The sequence below is a fragment of the Bailinhaonella thermotolerans genome (assembly GCF_003594875.1).
In the GTDB taxonomy this organism is placed as follows: Bacteria; Actinomycetota; Actinomycetes; order Streptosporangiales; family Streptosporangiaceae; genus Bailinhaonella; species Bailinhaonella thermotolerans.
The window spans coordinates 60088-74882 of the sequence record NZ_QZEY01000001.1 but is presented as its reverse complement, the minus strand read 5'-3'; the positions used below and the strand labels follow the sequence as shown (position 1 = coordinate 74882).

Genomic DNA, 14795 nt, shown 5'->3' with positions numbered 1-14795 from the left:
TACCCCCCTCCACGGGGCGGCTTCGCGCTGCCCCGATATCGACACAAGAGGAAACATCATGATGTCCCGTGAACCTCGGGAAGAAGCCTCCGACCCACGCCGATGGCTGGCGCTCACCCTCCTGGTGGCGGCCTTCTTCATGGTCATCGTCGACTCCCAGATCGTCATGCTCGCCCTGCCCTCCATCGAGAGCGAGCTCGGGTTCTCCCCGGGCGGCGTCCAGTGGGTGATGAGCGTCTACCTGCTGACCTTCGGCGGGCTGCTGATGTTCGGCGGCCGCACCGCCGACCTGCTCGGCGGGCGCCGGATGTTCCTGTTCGGCACCGCGCTGTTCGGCGTCGCCTCGGTGCTGTGCGGCCTGGCCTGGAGCGATGAGGTGCTCATCGCCGCCCGCGCCGTGCAGGGCGCCGCCGCCGCGATCATGACCCCCACCGCGATGGCCGTGCTCATGCACACCTTCCCCGAGGGGCCCGAACGCAACAAGGCGCTGGGCATCTGGACCGGCATCGGCGCCTTCGGCGCCACCGCCGCCCTGCTCATCGGCGGGCCGATCACCGACGGCCTCGGCTGGCAGTGGATCTTCTACATCAACGTCCCGGTGGTCGCCGCCGTCCTGCTGTTCGGCCCGCGCCTGCTGAAGCGGACGCCCGTCCAGCCGGGCCGCCGCCGCTTCGACCCCGCCGGCGCGCTGACCATCACCGCCGCCATCGCGCTGCTGGTCTACGCGGTCTCCGAGGCCCCGCTCGCCGGCTGGGGCAGCGGCCAGACCATCGGCATGCTGATCGCCGCCGCCGTCCTGCTCGTGATCTTCACGGTGATCGAGAACAGGTCCGCGGCGCCGCTGGTCCCGCTGCGGATCTTCCGCTCGCCCACCGTGGTCGGCGGCAACATCCTGATGATCATCGTCGCCATGGCCGTGTACGGCGGGGCGCTCATCACCTCGCTCTACGCCCAGCAGGTGCTCGGCTACAGCGCGGTCAAGTTCGGCCTCAGCACGGCCGTCTACGCGGTCATGTCGATCATCGGCGCGAACGTCAGCGCCCGCCTGGCCGCCCGGGTCGGCTACAAGCCCATCGCCATCGTCGGCATGGCGCTGCTGTCCGGCGGACTGCTGCTGCTGACCCAGATCGACCCCGACGGCGGCTACTGGAGCGACCTGTTCTTCGGCCTGGTCATCTTCGGCTCCGGCATCGGCAGCACCAACGTGGCCGCCTCCATCGCCTCGCTGACCGGCGCCCGGCCCGAAGAGTCCGGCCTGGCCTCCGGCATCAACAACGCCGTCTTCCAGATCGGCGCCGCGCTCGGCATCGCCATCGCCTCCTCGGTCGCCTTCGCCTACACCACCGGCACCGGCGCCGCCGGCCTCAACGACGGCTTCCAGGCCGGCTTCTGGGCCACCGCGATCTTCGCGCTGACCGGCCTGGCCACCGCGCTGCTCCTGCTGCTGCACCGCAAGCCCGCCACCCCGGCCGGGCCCACCGGCACGGCGGCCGACGCGCCCGCCGGCAAGCAGCGGGTGGCCGTGCACCACTGACCGGCCGCCCCGGCATCCCCCTCACCCCTCCGCGAACAGGAGAACACCCATGACCATCCTCATCGCCTACGACGGATCGCCCGACGCCAAGAGCGCGATCGAGTTCGCCGCCCGCCACCTGGCGGCCGGGCCCGCCGTCGTGGTCACCGTGTGGGAGCCCCTGCTGGTGCAGCTCACCCGGCACACGCTCGCCGGCTTCACGCCCATCCCCGACCAGGGCCAGGAGTGGAGGGAACTGGCCGAGCGGCAGGCCGCGGAGGGCGCCGGCCTGGCCCGCGCGGCGGGCCTGCGGGAGGTGACCCACCGGGCCGTCGCCGACCACGACTCCATCTGGCGCACCCTCGTGGACGTGGCCGACGAACTCGACGCCTCGCTGATCGTGACCGGGTCGCGCGGCCTGGCCGAGGTGCGCTCGGTGCTGCTGGGCAGCGTGTCCAACCACGTGCTGCACCACGCCCACCGCCCCGTGCTGATCGTCCCCCCGCCCAAGAGCTAGGCCCTCGCTCCCGGTGGCGGGCCGGCCCCCGGCCCGCCACCGCGCGGCGCCCGCGGGAAGACCGGACGGGCGCCTCGCCCTTCCCGGCGGGGCGGGACGCGGGTCACGCCCCGTCACCGGGCCCGGTGTGAAGACCCCGGCGCCGCAGGGCCGGGGTCTTGGCGCGGCGGCCGCCGGCGCCGGGGCCGGTCACGAGACCTTGTGGGCGATCCCCTCGGCCGCGGACCGTTCGATGGCGGCCAGGAGCCGGTGGTGGCGCAGGGCGGTCTCGAAACTGGGGTGTGGCTGCCGGCCTTCGGCGATGGCCCGGGCGACCTCCTGGTAGAGGGCCGCGATGTTGGCCGGCGGGCCGGACCGGACGCCGGCGGGGACGGCGTGATAGGTGCCGGGCACGGCCAGGACCTCGTCCCCGATCCTGATGTCCCACTCGCCCCAGTGGATGAACGTCCCGCGCTGGGCCGGGGTGGCGGTCAAGGTCGCCTCGCTGCCGACCAGCTTGAGCAGGAACCCGTCCCGCAGGGGCCCGTCGCCGCCGTGCACGGTCACGGACGCGGTGGCGCCCCCGGCCAGCAGCCCGTGCAGCAGCACGTGGCTGGGGGTGGCGTTGGGCACCGTGCGCTCCGTCCCGGCGACCAGCACGCGCTCGTGCGCGCGGGGCAGCCGGGCGGAGACCTCGACCAGCGGGCCCGCGACCCGTTCCAGCGCGGCCAGGAAGTGACCGGCCATGATGGTCAGGATGTTGGTCCCCTCCGCGGGGTCGAGCCCGAACACCAGGTCCGGCCGGATCCGGCTGCCGCCCCAGGGCGCGCCCTCCGCCACGAGCGCGACCGATTCGAGCGTGCCGATCCGCCCCGCGGCCAGGAGGTCGGCGGCGAAGCGGGCGCTCGGCGCGTGGTGCCCCTGGAGGACGACCGCGTGGGCGACGCCCGCGGCGGTGGCGGCCTCGGTCAGCTCGCGCGCCTGGCCGGCGTCGACACCCAGCGGCCACTCGGACACCACGTGCTTGCCGGCCTCGAGCGCGGCCCTGATCACAGCGGCATGCCCGGACGCCTTCACCGAGACGACGACCAGGTCGACCTCGGGGTGCGCCGCGAGCTCGGCCGCGTCGGCGAAGGCGTGCCGTACGCCATGGGCGGCGGCCACGCGGTCCGCGCTGGCTTGGCTGGTGGTCGCGACCGCGCTCACCTCGAACTCCTCCAGCGCGGCGAGCGCGGGCAGGTGCGAGCCGTCCGCCCAGCCGCTGGCCCCGACAACTCCGACTCGGATCATGCGTCACCCCTTAGTTATGTACCTTGCGGTATGAAATTAGGGCGGCGCGGCGCTCCCGCGCAAGAGGTAACGTACCGATAGGTAAAAAACTTGGAGAGCCCGGAGGACGGCATGCCCGGCGGACGCCCGCGCTCGTTCGACGCAGACACCGCGCTCGACCGCGCCCTGGAGGTGTTCTGGCGTCACGGCTACGAGGGGACCTCGCTGACCGACCTGACCGCCGCGATGGGCATCAACAAGCCCAGCCTCTACGCCGCCTTCGGCAACAAGGAGGAACTGTTCGCCAAGGTCCTGGCCCGCTACCTCGACGGCCCCGGCGCCTACAGCGCCGAGGCCCTGGACGCGCCCACCTGCCGTGAGGTCCTCGAGCGGCTGGTCCACGGAGCCGTGGACCTGACCGCGGGCCAGAACACCCCCCACGGCTGCCTGTGCGTCACCAGCGTGCACGCCCGCGGACCCGACGCGCACGCCGTACGCCAGGACGCGGTCGCGGCGCGCAAGGCCGGTGAGGCGGCGCTGCGCAGGCGGCTGGAGCAGGCCGCCGACCTGCCCTCCCGCTACGAACCGGCCGCCCTGGCCGCACTCGTCCACACGATCTGCGACGGCATCGCCGTCCAGGCGGCGGCAGGCCGCGGCCACGACGAGCTGCGCCAGATCGGCGACCTGGCCCTGCGCGCCCTGCTGGACTGAAAGCCCGCGGTCCACCGCCGCGGCGCGGTCCCGGGCCCCGGGCCCCGGCGTTCCGGCCGGGCCGGCCGGGCCGTCGCGCCGGCCGCGGGCATGGGACGGAGGCGGGGCGGGCCAGGCGGGGCCGGTCCACAGGGTCAGGGCGTCCGGGCCGAGGGAGTCGCGCGGTCACCCGTTCGGCGATGGCCGGGCCCTGCCGGTCAGCCGAGGCCTTCGATGATGCGGAAGTCGCGCCGGAAGCCGTCGGGGAGGGCCGCCAGCGCCTTCTGGTACGCCTCGCTCTCGTATGCCGCGACGGCCTGTTCAAAGCTGTCGAACTCGATCAGGACGACGCGCTCCGGGATTCCGGCCTCGTGGGCGACGACTCGACCGCCGTCGGAGGGGAGGAGGGACAGGCTGCGCCCGCCCGCGGCCTGGACGGCCAGCCGGGCCAGCCCGTCGTAGACGGCCAGCCTCTCAGGGTCGGAGATGACGGGGTAGACGCTGACCCAGTAACCCTTGGCCATGGAAACCTCCTGTGTTCGGCCGGACACGTCCGACGTCGCATGGACACTCGAATCGATCGATCCCGGCGACCGGCACTGCGACCGGCACTGCGACCGGCGCCGTGGCCGGCACTTCGGCCGGTCGATCGCCATATCCGCAGGTTAGGGCCCGATGTCCGGCCGGGGGAAAGACCAATACGGGCTAGACTCAGAACGGATCGTTATCAATCGGCCGGGAGGGCACGTGGCGCCGGACACGGTGAGCCTGCGGTACTTCCTGGTGCTGGCGCAGGAGTTGAACTTCACCCGCGCCGCCGCCCGGATCGGTATCGCGCAGCCCGCGCTCAGCGCCCGGATGCGCCGGCTGGAGGCGGAACTCGGCACGGCCCTGCTGGTCCGCGACACGCGGAGCGTCGTCTTGACCCCGGCCGGGGCGGCTTTGGCGGAGTCCGCCCCGCCCGCGCTGGCGGCGCTGGACCGGGCCTGGGCCGCCGCCCGGAGCGCGGCGGCCGGTGAGCTCGGCACGCTGCGCCTCGGATACAGCCTCAGCGCCGGGGCCGAGACGGCGCCGGCCCTGGTGGACAGGCTGACGCGCGGCACCAGCGGACTCGAGGTCGGCGCGGTCCCGATGGCGACCCCGGAGATCACCCCCGCGGTCGCCGACGGCCGCATCGATGCCGGGATCACCCGCGGTGAACAGCCGGGCCGCGGCGTGCGCCGGTTCCCGCTGCGGCGTGAGCGCGTCGGGGTCCAGCTGGCGCAGCACCATCCGCTGGCCGGACACGCCGAGATCGAGATCGCCGACGCGGCCGCGTATCCGCTGCGGCTCCCGGACCGTGCGGCCAACCCCGTGATCCACGATCAGCTTTCCGCGCTGTTCCGGGACACCCGGCCCCACCCCCGATTCCGCACGCCCGCGGTCTCTTTCGACCTGTCTCAGCGCGACCTGCGCGACGGGGTCACCCTCGCCCCGGCCGGGGAGACCGCGGTCTCGGCGTCACCGGCCGGCATCACCTGGCGGCCGCTGCGGGACGCGCCCAGCCTGACGTTCCACCTGGTCCTCCCACGCGAGCCGTCGCCACTGCACCGCCGCGTCCGCGCCGTCGCCGCAACCCTGGCGCACGAGCTGCGCTGGCTGCCGGACTGACGCCCGAGGCGGCCACGAGACGGCCACGAGCCGGCCGAGCACGCCTCCGTCTGACCGGGGGCCCGGGCGAGGCCGGCGTCCTGTGCCCCTCGGCCCGCCACACGCCTGCGCGTGCGGCCGCCGTACGGCCCGGCTCCGGGACGGGCGTTCACAGACGTGCCGCGACGCGGATCAGGCCGGCGACCGCGCGAGGGCGGCTGTGCGCGGGCCCGGCCGCCGACGACGGGGTCGTGCCGTGGCGACCTGGCATTCCTCGCCGGAGCGATGGCCGTCTCATTCCCTTCGGCTTACCCATCAGCGCGCTGCCCGGCAGTACGATTTTGCCTGGTGGCGGCGGGTTTCGCGGAGCATGGCCGGTCCATGTCCCGCATGCCGGACCGAGCTGCCGGCCGACGGCGGAGGCGTTCGTGCCGCCAGGGGCCGGGAGTCCTTCGCATGATGGGAACGGTTCAGGAGGCAGTCCCGTGGCCGAGCCGCCGGAGCTGGTGTACAGCTGGGTCGTCGACGTCAGCGACGACCCCAGGGTGAAGTCGATGGACCGGCCCGGGCTGGCGTGGTTCCGCGACGTCGTGTACCTGTTCTACCGGCAGGCGGGATCGGATGAGCTGCGCTACTGCACCTCGGCCGACGGCATGCTCTGGTCGGCGTCGCAGTCGCTGACCGCCAAGACCGGCCTGACGGGCATCGACACCCCTGTGCCCGTGGTCGTGGGCGATCGGCTCGCCGTGATCGTCCGGGGCACGCCCAGGCAGGAGACGCACTCGATGTGGCTGTCCTCCACCCTGGACGGGGACACCTGGACCGAGGGGTCCCGGGTTCCGGCTCTGACGTCCCACCAGCCGGCGCCCGTGGTGTTCCTGGAGGAGCTGTACCTGTTCTATCGGGGTGCCTCCGCCGCCGGCACCGTGTACGTCCTCGTCGGTGACGGTGAGCGATGGCTGCGTCCCGAGCAGAACCTCACCGCCCTCGACGAGCGCTGCCGCACCAAGACGACCCCGTTTCCGGTGGTCTTCGAGGATCGCCTGCACGTGCTGGCCCACCGTCCGTCCGACGACCGCCCCTGGCACCTCAGCGCGGGGAACGGGTGGGACTGGTCGGACTTCGGGCTGCTCGGTGAGGGGCCCTCCCTGATGCCGCCGACCGCGGCGGTGCACGGCTCCGCGCTGTACGCGTTCGTGACGGACGGCCAGGGGGAGGGCCGCGAGCGGCTGGCGGTCGCCGTGCGCAGGCGGCCGGACGGCCCCTGGTCGGCTCCGGTCAGGTTGCCGCAACCACTGACCGGGCCCGCCGTCCCGATGGTGCTGCCCGACCGCCTGGCGGTGGTGGCCCACAGTCTCAGCCAGCAGGCCTACATGATCGTCGGGACGACCGACGGGACCACCTGGCGGTACGAGATCGGCCCGAGCGTCGTCTCCGACGCCGCGTCGCCACCGGCCGTCCTGCCCCGCGGGTACCATGCGACGCTGGCCCACCAGGACGCGGGCCATGCGATCCATACCAGGGACGTGCTCGCCCCCGACCCCTGGGGCTTCCCGGCCCGGGACGTGCCGGGTGCGCTGGGCCGGATCCGGGAGACGGGGGAATACCGGGTCACCCTGTTCGACAACTTCGTCAGCAGCCTGCCGAACCACCTGCAGTCGATGGTGCGCTACCGCGATCGTTACGTCCTGTCACGGTCCGCCTCCGCCGGGGAGCCCGGCTGGGTGCACCTCACCCCGTTGGACCTGGAAGGTCCGCTGCCCTACTCCTTCCCGCTGCCGGAGAACGACCTCGACCACCCCGGCGGCTGTCAGGTGCTCGGCGACTACCTGGTCCTGGCCGCAGAGAACGCCGACCGGGGCGTCGTGCTCTGCTACGACCTGCGGCCGACCGCCTCGGGCGCCCTGCCGATCCAGGTGGGCGCACCGATCAGGGCCCCGAAGCGGGCCGGGGCCGCCGGGCTGACCACGATCGGGACGGGCGCGGACCGGCGCTATCTGCTCGGCGTCTACGACGACGGCGAGGTCACGTTCCTGGAGTCCACCCGCGCGCCGCTGTGGTCTCCCGACTGCCGGTTCACCGAGCGGTTCCGGGCACGCACCGGCTCACCCGGCCCGGACAGCATGGCACTGCTGACCGACACCTCCGGAGCGGTCCACCTGCTGTCGCTCACCTCGACCGGGAGCGTGGGGAGTTACGCCGACGTCCTCTACCGCTACGACGTCGACCTGGACGCCCGTACCCTCACCAAGAAGCAGGAGTACCCCAAGACGACCGTCAGCGGCGGCACCACCGCCTGGCTGCACTTCCGCTTCGGGGCCGGCGTCTACCTGGCGGCCCCCGACCGGATCGAACTGCTCTGCTCCCAGCGCAACCCCTCGCACTTCTACCGGCACGACCAGCTCAGCTTCAACGTGTTCCCCCCGAAGTGAGCGTCCGGCACCGAACGACCCTAAGCCGCGCTCCCGGGCGAGGGGCGGGCCCGGACCGCGGGTCCGCGGCGGACGCCGGCGGGACCGAGCCCAGGTCCTGCGCCGAGCGCCGCGTCGCGGGAGGCGCCGGCGTGCGGGTCACTCCTCGCGGCGGGGCAGGTCGGGGAACACGGCCGCCAGGGTCGGGCTGCCGGGCCGGTACAGGTCCAGCGGGTCGGCGCGCATCGCCGCGTCGAGCGCGCGGGCGTCCTCGCCGACCAGGATGCGCCACGTGCCGGCGCGCACGCCATCGAGGATGACGGCCGCGGCGTCGGCGGCCGACAGCGGCGCGCTGTCGCGAAACCACTCACCCATGCTCTTGACCGCGTCCCGGACCTGCTCATCGCTCAGCCGTTCGGCGGGAACGCCCGCGGCGGCGGCGGCGAGCACGCGGGCCTGCGCGAGCTCCTCGGCGGTCATGTCCTCAGGATCGGAGTAGCCGTGGATCCGGCGGGAGTTGATCACGATCTCCGTGCCGACGTGCCCCGGCATCACCAGCGCGACCCGTACGTGCGGCGCGTTGATCCGCAGGTCCGTCAGCATCGCCTCGGAGAAGCCCTTCACGGCGAACTTGGCCGCGCTGTAGGCGCTCATCGGCACCCCGGGGCCGGCCGCCCAGAACCCGTGGACGCTGCTGGTGTTGACCAGGCACCCCTCGTCACTGGCGATCAGGAGCGGCATGAACGCGCGCGTGCAGTGGTACACCCCGCCCCAGCAGACGCCGAACGTGCGCTCCCACTCGGCTCGCGGGCTGGTGACGAAGCTGCCGCCGCCGCCGATGCCGGCGTTGTTGAACAGCAGGTTGATGTGGCCGGTCCGGTGCCGCTCGACCACCTCGTCGCGGAACCTCGTCACCTGGGCCTCGTCCGCCACGTCGCAGCGGTGGACGGTGACCCGCACGTCGGCGCCGGAGGCGGCGCGGGTGGCCCGGGCGGCGCGCTCGGCGGTGACGGCCAGCCCGGCCTCGTCGAGGTCGCACGCGGCGACCGAACAGCCTTCGGCGGCCAGCCGGACGACCAGTTCGCGTCCCATCCCGGCGCCGCCTCCGGTGACGACGGCCAGCCTTCCCGTGAACGATCTCATCGCTCGACCCCTCTGCCGCTGACCACCCTCGCACGTTCCGGGGCGGCCATCAACGCCCGGCCCGCCTGACGGCCCCCGCCGCGTCGCCGCCCCGCGCCGGCCGCCCGGCGGTCCGGGCGGCGGTCCGGGTGGCCCCCGCCCCGGGGGTACGGCGGGCGGGAGCCGTACGGCTCGCGGGGCTTTGTCCGGGAGGCACAAGATTGCGGGGGTGATGTTGTGGCGTCCGGCGGGACCGGGCGGGGCGCGGGGAGGGCAGGGTGGGGAGGTCTCTTTCCTGAAAGGAACCCCCGGGTGTTGTTCTGGCTGCTCAAGCACGTCCTGCTCGGCCCCGTGCTGCGGGTGCTGTACCGGCCGCGGGTGGTGGGCCGCGAGAACGTGCCGGCGACCGGCCCGGTGATCGTGGCGCCGAACCATCCGGCGTTCGCCGACTCCTTCTTCGTGCCGCTGACCACGCCGCGGCCGATCGTGTTCCTGGGCAAGAACGAGTACTTCACCACGCCGGGGCTGCGCGGGCGGCTGATGAACGCGTTCTTCCGGGGCGTGGGGACGATCCCGGTGGACCGCACCGGCGGGCGGGCGGCGGCGGCCGCGCTGGACACGGCCGCGCGGGTGCTGGGGGAGGGGCGGGTCTTCGGGATCTACCCCGAGGGCACCCGCTCGCCGGACGGGCGGATCTACCGGGGCAGGACGGGGGTGGCGCGGCTGGCGCTGCGCACCGGGGCGCCCGTGGTGCCGTGCGCGGTGCGCGGCACCGACCGGGTGAGCTGGCGGGGCGGGCTGCCGCGTTTCCCCCGGGTCGAGATCACCTTCGGCAAGCCGATGACGTTCACGGGTGAGCAGGACCACCAGACGCTGCGCGCGGTGACCGACGAGATCATGGCCGAGCTGACCCGCCTGTCGGGCCTGCCGTACGTCGACTCCTACAGTCCCGGCCCGGCCCGCCGCCAGGGGAAGGGGGAGGCGGGCGCGGACTGAGTCGGGGGACGGCTGAGCGCCCCGGGCACGGCCCGGGGCGCTCAGCCGCGGAGGCCGGCCCCAGCGGGCCGGCCCCGGGTCAGCTCTTGAGGCAGATGTCGAACGGGTGGCCGGCGGGGTCGAGCAGGACGCGCCACCGGTCGCCGCCGGGCTGGAACTCCGCCACGCTCGCGCCGAGCTCGACGCAGCGCTCCTGGGCCTTGTCCAGGTCGTCGACGTAGAAGTCGAGGTGGAAGCGCTTGGGGGAGGAGGGGTCGGGCCAGCGGGGCGGCTGGTAGTCCTCGACGCGGCCGAAGCCGAGGCTGACGCCGTCCGGGCTGGTGATCATGGCGTACTCGTCCTGGCTGTGGGTCACCTCCCAGCCCAGGACCTGGGCGTAGAAGCGGGCGAGCGCGGCGGGATCGCCGCAGTCCAGGGACACCATGGCGAGCGTGGCGACACCGTTGGTCATGGGAGGCCTTTCCTTGTATCGCGGAATCGGGGCCCCGCGGATCGGGGCGCTGAGAGCGATCCTGGCAGCCATACCTGACACCTCACGTCAGGTATATGTCCGATTTAACCTGATCTACGTTGTAAAGGTCGAGCTTGAGGGAGTTAACCCTCACTGACCCTCAAAACCACAAGCACCTGCGGAAAAGCCCGGGCCAGGGCCCCGCCGGAAAACCGGCTGAAACGGACACAACACGTAAGGCACAGTGGCCAGCATGATGACTGGGTTCATGCCGGGCCTCGAACTGTCACGCCGCTTCTACGCCGAGGCCGTACGGCCCGCCCTCGACACCGCCTACCCGGGCCTGCCCCACGCGGCCGCGCTGGTCGGGGCCGGGTCGGAGGTCCTGGGGTTCGACACCCCCCGGTCCGCCGACCGCGAGTGGGGCCCCCGCCTGCACCTGTTCCTGACCCCCGCCGACCGGGTACGGCTCGCGCCGCGCCTGACCGCCGCGCTGACCGGCCTGCTGCCCGCCGACTTCCGCGGCTACCCGACCCGCGTCGCCCGCGCCGGCGACGCGGCGCCCCGCCTTCAGGTGGTGGTCACCGACGTGGGGCGCTGGTTCGGCGCGGAGCTGGGGTTCGACCCGCGCCGCGAGCCCGGCCTGCTGGACTGGCTGGCCACCCCGTGGCAGCGGCTGGCCGGATGCGTCGGCGGCGAGGTGTTCCACGACGACCTGGGGGAGCTGACCGCGGTCCGCGAGCGGCTGGCCTGGTACCCCCGCGAGCTGTGGTCCTATGTGCTGGCCTGCCAGTGGCAGCGGGTCGCGCGGGAGGAGGGGTTCATGGCCCGCAGCGGCGAGGCCGGGGACGAGCTCGGCTCGGCGGTGGTGGCCGGGCGGCTCGCCCGCGACCTGATGCGGTTGTGCCTGCTGGCCCGCCGCCGCTACCCGCCGTACGCCAAATGGCTGGGCAGCGCGTTCCGCCGGGTGCCGGGCACGGCCGAGATCGGCCAGGGGCTGGCGCGGGTGCTGGCCGCCCCGTCCTGGCGGGAGCGGGAGGAGCACCTGTGCGCGGTGTACCGGCGGGTGGCCGGGCTGCACAACCGGCTCGGGCTGACCGAGCCGCTGGATCCCGAGCCGCGCGCGCTCGCCGGCCGGCCGTTCCGCGTGCTGGGCGCCGAGCGGTTCAGCCAGGCCCTGCTGTCCCGGGTCACCGACGCGCGGATCCGGGGGCTGCCGCCGGTGGGGTGCGTGGACCAGTTCGCCGACAGCGCCGACGTGCTGGAGCATCCGGCCCGTGCCCGCGCCGCCGCGCGCGCCCTGCTCGGCCTCCCCTCCGCCGCCTGAGCCGCGCCGCCCCTGCCCGCCGTGCCCGCCGTACGGCTCGCGCCGGGGGCGCGGCCTGGCCGGGGCCGCGGGGGAGCGGCGGGCACGGGCGCGGCCGGGGGCCTGGACCGCGGGTTGGACCGGGGGTTGGGATGGGGGCTGGGCCGGGGGGTTGGACTCTCCCATGGTGGGAGCGTCCATGCTTGAGCGCGTGGATGAGGAACTCGTGTCGATCGGGCGGTTCGCCCGGTTGTGCCGGTTGAGCGTCAAGCAGTTGCGGCACTACGACGAGCTGGGGCTGCTGCCGCCGGCCCGGGTGGACCCCGACAGCGGCTACCGGTACTACCGGCGCGGGCAGGCCCGCGAGGCGCTGGCGATCGGGCTGCTGCGGTCGCTGGAGGTGCCGCTGGCGGCGATCGGCGAGGTGCTGGCGGGCCGGCCCGGCGAGCTGGAGAAGGTCCGCGCGCGCATGGAGGAGGACCTGGCCCGCCGCCGCCGCTCCCTGGCGGCGCTGGACCGGGTGCTGGCCGAGGGGCTGCCCGCCCCGGAGGTGCGGCTGGTGCGGGAGACGGCGCTGCGGGCGCTGGTCGAGCGGGACGCCGTGCCGCCGGCGCGGATCGGGGCCGGGGCCGCCGCCTGCGCGGGCCGGCTGGCGGCGCGGATGGCCGGGACGGCGCCGCTGGTCGGGGTGTTCCCGCTGGATCTGGGGGACCTGGTGCCGGTCATGCTGGCGGCCCCGGCCGGGGATCTGCCGGCCGAGGAGGTGCTGCCGGGCGGGCTGTTCGCCACGGCGGTGCACAGCGGGCCGTACGACCAGGTGCCGCTGACCGCGCACGCGGTGCTGGCCTGGTGCGGCGACCACGGGCTGACCCCGCGCGGGCAGATGCGCGAGGTGTACGTGTCCGATCCGGCGACGACCCCGGCCGAGCGGCTCACCACGCACGTGATGATCCAAGTGGAGGAGGAGACATGAGCGAGGCGGCCATGGCCAGCGGGCCGACGCCGGGCCCGGCGGCCGGGGCGGGGGACTGGTATCGCGCGGCGGACGTCCCGGAGGTGGTGGAGTTCGGCCCGGTGAGCGGGCTGGCGGTGACCGGGCAGGGTGAGCCTGGCGGGGTCGTGTACGGCGAGTGCCTGGGCGCGCTGTACGCGGTGGCGGGGGCGCTGGCGGGGCGGGCGGGGTTCGCGCTGCCGCCGCTGGAGGGCCGGTGGTGGGCCGAGGACTCCCGGCCTGCGCTGGAGGTGCCGCGTGAGCTGTGGCGCTGGCATCTGTTCCTGCGGATGCCGGACGGCCTCGCGGCGGGGGCGGCCGATGGGGCGCGGGAGGAGGCGCGCGGCTCGGGGGCGGCGGTGGACCGGGTGCAGTGGGTGACGTTCGCCGAGGGGCGGTGCGTGCAGATGACGCATCGCGGGTCCTTCGCCGAGGAGCACCGGTCGCTGGCGCTGATGGACGCGGCGATGCGGGACCTGGGGCTGGTGCCGAACGGGCTCCACCATGAGATCTACCTGTCGGGGGTGGATCCGCGGGCGGATCCGGCGGCGCTGCGCACGATCCTGCGCCAGCCCGTCCGCCCGGCCTGACCCCGCCCCGCCTGACCCCGCCCCGCCGGGACGCGGGCGGGGCGGGGCGGGGTCAGAGGAGGCGGAAGTGTTCGATGACGACCTCGGTGGTGTCGTCCGGGGTCCAGGCGGGGTCGCCGAGGTGGGCGCGGATGTCGGGGAGGTAGGCGGACCAGAAGTCCTCGTGGGCGGCGCGCCAGGCGGCCGCGTCGGCGAAGCCCTCTCCTTCGGCGCGGGCGATCTCGTCGCCGACCTCGCCCAGGGGCAGGAGTTCGACGCGGGTGATCTGGATGGTGCCCAGGCGGGTGCCGGCGGTGTCGCACAGGGCGTGGCGGGTCCCGGTGCGGGGGAGGGGCTCGGCGTCCATGTCGTAGAAGACGCGCAGGCTGGAGGTGGCGCGTTTGGCGCCGGAGGCGACGGCGGCGGCGAGGCGGTCGCGCATGGGGCCCGGGGCGCCGAGGTCGAACACCGGAAGGTCGTCCATTCCGGACACCCTAAACCTCGGCGGGGGGTGCGGGAGTGCCGGGCGGGAGCGATGGCACACTGGCGGAATGCGTGAATTGTCCTACCTGGGGGAGGTGCGCGCCGCGTGCGGCGACGACATCCTGGTCATGTGGGTCGCGCAGGGCATGCGCCCGGGGGTGCGCGCCTTCGCCCACGGCGACGCCGTCGCGGTCGCCTGCCCCGATGTCTCGTGCCGGGACCGGCTGGCCGTGCGCGGCCCGGTCCGGGACGCCGCGCCGCTGGTCCGGCACGCGCTGACCGAGATGGGCCCGACCTATCGCCCGATCGGCGAGGCGGGCCTGATCCGCGCCCTGCCCGAGCGGGTGCCGGGACTGCGCTTCGCCGCCCAGTTCTCCCTCATGCGCACCGCCGCCGCCCCGCCCCGCCAGGCCGCTGAGCACGACGTGCGCTGGCTGGAGCCGGCCGAGGAGGTGCGCGTCAAGGAACTGCTGGCGCAGGCGTTCCCCGCCTCCTACGCCCGCCCCGGCGTGAGCGGCGTGCGCCGGTGGGCCGGGGCCGAGGACGGCCAGGGGCGGCTGGCGGCGGTGACCGCCGACGCCTGGAGCGCGCCCGGCACGGGGTTCATCGCCGGCGTCGCCACCGCGCCCCGCGCCCGCGGCCGGGGGTACGCCGCCGCGGTGTTCGGGTTCGTCCTGGCCGACCTGGTGGCCGCCCACGGCCGCGCCGCCCTGCTGGTCGACGACGACAACCCCCGCGCCATCGCCCTGTACGCCCGCCTGGGCCTGTCCCGCCATCCCGTGGCCGCCGCCAAGCTCGCGCCCTGACCGCGCGGCCGCCGTACCTGGCCGGGCCCGGCGCGGTGGCGCGGATGTCACCAAAGAGACGTC

The 14795-nt window shown here is 74.6% G+C and carries 15 protein-coding genes; 10 read left to right on the top strand and 5 right to left on the bottom strand.

The window, feature by feature from the left end:
* The first annotated feature begins 61 nt into the window (after positions 1-61).
* Both D5H75_RS00345 and D5H75_RS00340 read left to right on the top strand, forming a co-directional pair.
* Positions 62-1534 (top strand): MFS transporter, encoded by a 1473-nt coding sequence (locus tag D5H75_RS00345; RefSeq protein ID WP_206781942.1) that lies wholly within the window; start codon positions 62-64, stop codon positions 1532-1534.
* A 49-nt stretch (positions 1535-1583) separates the two neighbouring features.
* The gene (locus tag D5H75_RS00340; protein WP_119924288.1) at positions 1584-2030 is read left to right on the top strand and encodes a universal stress protein; all 447 of its coding nucleotides are present in this window, start codon (positions 1584-1586) and stop codon (positions 2028-2030) included.
* Between the two features lie 189 nt (positions 2031-2219).
* Here the strand turns inward: D5H75_RS00340 and D5H75_RS00335 are convergent, their stop codons facing one another.
* A complete protein-coding gene (locus D5H75_RS00335) occupies positions 2220-3299 on the bottom strand; it encodes a Gfo/Idh/MocA family protein (RefSeq protein WP_119924287.1) in 1080 nt (359 codons plus the stop codon).
* A gap of 90 nt (positions 3300-3389) precedes the next feature.
* Between D5H75_RS00335 and D5H75_RS00330 the strand changes: the two genes are divergently transcribed.
* Positions 3390-3989, top strand: a complete 600-nt coding sequence (locus tag D5H75_RS00330) for a TetR/AcrR family transcriptional regulator (RefSeq protein WP_202637684.1) — start codon at positions 3390-3392, stop codon at positions 3987-3989.
* 197 nt (positions 3990-4186) lie between these two features.
* On the opposite strand, the gene D5H75_RS00325 is transcribed toward D5H75_RS00330, so the two are convergent.
* A complete protein-coding gene (locus tag D5H75_RS00325) occupies positions 4187-4492 on the bottom strand; it encodes a DUF1330 domain-containing protein (RefSeq protein ID WP_119924286.1) in 306 nt (101 codons plus the stop codon).
* A gap of 223 nt (positions 4493-4715) precedes the next feature.
* Here D5H75_RS00325 and D5H75_RS00320 point away from each other — a divergent pair, with 223 nt between their 5' ends.
* Both D5H75_RS00320 and D5H75_RS00315 read left to right on the top strand, forming a co-directional pair.
* A complete protein-coding gene (locus tag D5H75_RS00320) occupies positions 4716-5618 on the top strand; it encodes a LysR family transcriptional regulator (RefSeq protein WP_119924285.1) in 903 nt (300 codons plus the stop codon).
* A gap of 464 nt (positions 5619-6082) precedes the next feature.
* Positions 6083-8029 carry a hypothetical protein gene (locus tag D5H75_RS00315; RefSeq protein WP_119924284.1) on the top strand — a complete coding sequence of 649 codons (1947 nt, stop codon included), beginning with the start codon at positions 6083-6085 and terminating at the stop codon, positions 8027-8029.
* Positions 8030-8167: 138 nt separating this feature from the next.
* On the opposite strand, the gene D5H75_RS00310 is transcribed toward D5H75_RS00315, so the two are convergent.
* On the bottom strand, positions 8168-9151 hold the full coding sequence (locus D5H75_RS00310) for an SDR family NAD(P)-dependent oxidoreductase (protein WP_119924283.1): 984 nt from the start codon (positions 9149-9151) through the stop codon (positions 8168-8170).
* A gap of 291 nt (positions 9152-9442) precedes the next feature.
* On the opposite strand from D5H75_RS00310, the gene D5H75_RS00305 reads away from it, so the two are divergent.
* Positions 9443-10126, top strand: a complete 684-nt coding sequence (locus D5H75_RS00305; protein ID WP_119924282.1) for a lysophospholipid acyltransferase family protein — start codon at positions 9443-9445, stop codon at positions 10124-10126.
* Between the two features lie 79 nt (positions 10127-10205).
* Here the strand turns inward: D5H75_RS00305 and D5H75_RS00300 are convergent, their stop codons facing one another.
* Positions 10206-10577 (bottom strand): VOC family protein, encoded by a 372-nt coding sequence (locus tag D5H75_RS00300; protein WP_202637683.1) that lies wholly within the window; start codon positions 10575-10577, stop codon positions 10206-10208.
* A gap of 253 nt (positions 10578-10830) precedes the next feature.
* On the opposite strand from D5H75_RS00300, the gene D5H75_RS00295 reads away from it, so the two are divergent.
* The 3 genes from D5H75_RS00295 (at position 10831) to D5H75_RS00285 (ending at position 13464) form a co-directional block, all read left to right on the top strand.
* The gene (locus D5H75_RS00295; protein ID WP_202637682.1) at positions 10831-11904 is read left to right on the top strand and encodes a DUF4037 domain-containing protein; all 1074 of its coding nucleotides are present in this window, start codon (positions 10831-10833) and stop codon (positions 11902-11904) included.
* 178 nt (positions 11905-12082) lie between these two features.
* Positions 12083-12856, top strand: coding sequence for a MerR family transcriptional regulator (locus tag D5H75_RS00290; RefSeq protein WP_119924281.1), 774 nt, complete (start codon positions 12083-12085; stop codon positions 12854-12856).
* Positions 12853-13464 (top strand): GyrI-like domain-containing protein, encoded by a 612-nt coding sequence (locus tag D5H75_RS00285; RefSeq protein ID WP_119924280.1) that lies wholly within the window; start codon positions 12853-12855, stop codon positions 13462-13464. The genes D5H75_RS00290 and D5H75_RS00285 overlap by 4 nt, the downstream gene beginning before the upstream one ends.
* A gap of 52 nt (positions 13465-13516) precedes the next feature.
* Here D5H75_RS00285 and D5H75_RS00280 read toward each other — a convergent pair whose 3' ends face one another.
* Entirely contained in the window at positions 13517-13927 is a 411-nt protein-coding gene (locus D5H75_RS00280) for an ASCH domain-containing protein (protein ID WP_119924279.1), read from the bottom strand.
* Positions 13928-13994: 67 nt separating this feature from the next.
* On the opposite strand from D5H75_RS00280, the gene D5H75_RS00275 reads away from it, so the two are divergent.
* Complete coding sequence (locus D5H75_RS00275; RefSeq protein ID WP_119924278.1) at positions 13995-14732, top strand: GNAT family N-acetyltransferase; 738 nt, start codon at positions 13995-13997, stop codon at positions 14730-14732.
* Positions 14733-14795: the final 63 nt, after the last annotated feature.

What these genes read in the sequence shown, in the direction of transcription:
- D5H75_RS00345 (WP_206781942.1), top strand. Translation starts at nt 62, where the DNA reads ATGTCCCGTGAACCTCGGGAAGAAGCCTCCGACCCACGCCGATGGCTG.
- D5H75_RS00340 (WP_119924288.1), top strand. Translation starts at nt 1,584, where the DNA reads ATGACCATCCTCATCGCCTACGACGGATCGCCCGACGCCAAGAGCGCG.
- D5H75_RS00335 (WP_119924287.1), bottom strand. Translation starts at nt 3,299, where the DNA reads ATGATCCGAGTCGGAGTTGTCGGGGCCAGCGGCTGGGCGGACGGCTCG.
- D5H75_RS00325 (WP_119924286.1), bottom strand. Translation starts at nt 4,492, where the DNA reads ATGGCCAAGGGTTACTGGGTCAGCGTCTACCCCGTCATCTCCGACCCT.
- D5H75_RS00310 (WP_119924283.1), bottom strand. Translation starts at nt 9,151, where the DNA reads ATGAGATCGTTCACGGGAAGGCTGGCCGTCGTCACCGGAGGCGGCGCC.
- D5H75_RS00300 (WP_202637683.1), bottom strand. Translation starts at nt 10,577, where the DNA reads ATGACCAACGGTGTCGCCACGCTCGCCATGGTGTCCCTGGACTGCGGC.
- D5H75_RS00295 (WP_202637682.1), top strand. Translation starts at nt 10,831, where the DNA reads ATGATGACTGGGTTCATGCCGGGCCTCGAACTGTCACGCCGCTTCTAC.
- D5H75_RS00290 (WP_119924281.1), top strand. Translation starts at nt 12,083, where the DNA reads ATGCTTGAGCGCGTGGATGAGGAACTCGTGTCGATCGGGCGGTTCGCC.
- D5H75_RS00285 (WP_119924280.1), top strand. Translation starts at nt 12,853, where the DNA reads ATGAGCGAGGCGGCCATGGCCAGCGGGCCGACGCCGGGCCCGGCGGCC.
- D5H75_RS00280 (WP_119924279.1), bottom strand. Translation starts at nt 13,927, where the DNA reads ATGGACGACCTTCCGGTGTTCGACCTCGGCGCCCCGGGCCCCATGCGC.
- D5H75_RS00275 (WP_119924278.1), top strand. Translation starts at nt 13,995, where the DNA reads ATGCGTGAATTGTCCTACCTGGGGGAGGTGCGCGCCGCGTGCGGCGAC.